Here is a 1,298-nt window from a genome sequence, read left to right on the forward strand (position 1 = left end):
TTCATGGCCTCTATGGGATGGGATTGCAGGGTAAAAATTTTGCCCGGACGCAGCAGGATACAGTTGGTTTTGGCGGTACCGACTTTGCTGTAGTTTTGTAACTGTTCCAGCCTCAGTTGGGTAAACGGTTTTCCTTCCGCATCCCACTGGAAACGCCCGTAACTTTCAAACACCGAATGGTGCCCGCTATCGTCGGTTGTCTCCCGGTGTTCAAGTGCGTAGTTGGGGTTAAGAAAGTTACGATCTTTCTGGACCGTGCCGTTCGAACACAGGTATTCGCCATAACTCCACTGGTATGCGGTAGTATCTGTCTCGTCCGTTTCAGGATGCGTATTGTAAGTCAGATCGATACCCGCCCGCATGCCCAGATAGCAATCACAGAACAACAGCTGTTTTTCATCAAACCAGAAAATAATGCCCTCTTCCGCCGCCAGTCGGCACCAGAAATCATAGGCGGATTCGCGTTTTTGCGTGGTGTATTCCCGTTCGGCATGGCGTTTATAGAGCGTATCGCAGGTAAATAAAATACGATGCTCTTTAAGCAGGATCGCTAAGATTTCCGGTACGGACTTTCGATGGAAAATACGGCTGTCCTGATTGAGCGTCATCAGCCACATTGTGGGGCGGACAGTGAAAATATAAAAAGTGCGACGGCCGTCGGTATTATCCTGTTCAGCCCCGGTTATCACCCCATTAATGGTCCGTTCGGTGACGCCATTGCGGGTAATGGTCAGTGACGCGCTGTCCCCCAGTTGTTCATTCAGGGGAATGTCATCACGAGAGCTAACCACCTTTAACGTCAGGCGATAAAGCTGTGACAGCTCTTCCTGCAACGTAAATTGCGAGACCTGAAAGGTGGTTTGGGGCAGTATGCCAATTCGGCAGGTGAAAACTAATCCATCCATATTTGAAACCTTACATAACTGAGCCATTATCCTGAGATGGGGATAACGCAGGAAGCCATTAAACGAGCCATTACAGCGGCTCTTTTAAATAGCGCCGGTCTGTTCCGCGGTAAAAAAATGACAGCGTAAAACAGCCATCATTTAATACGTGGAGTTAGAGAGAACAACAGACCGCTTCCAGCTAAGTAGGATGGAGTGGAGACAGATAACAGATAACAGATAACAGAGAATTTCGCTCTCTAAATATATGACCACAAGATCACGATATTTATCAGATGAACATGAAGAAAATGTGATTAATGTCACGCAAAGTGGCTAATTAATCGCCATCAATGCCGATTTTTCATATTGAATTCTTTGATTAATAAATCGCTCAATAGCTCCTTTTTCAAT

General features: G+C 46.4%; 1 protein-coding gene. It reads right to left on the bottom strand.

The window, feature by feature from the left end; translation table 11 throughout:
• On the bottom strand, window positions 1-905 hold a 905-nt coding region (gene tssI, locus EAE92_RS24035; RefSeq protein WP_246545390.1), incomplete at its 3' end, for a type VI secretion system tip protein TssI/VgrG.
• Window positions 906-1,298: the final 393 nt, after the last annotated feature.

Origin of the sequence: Photorhabdus hainanensis, from assembly GCF_018448965.1 — a bacterium.
GTDB lineage: Bacteria > Pseudomonadota > Gammaproteobacteria > Enterobacterales > Enterobacteriaceae > Photorhabdus > Photorhabdus akhurstii.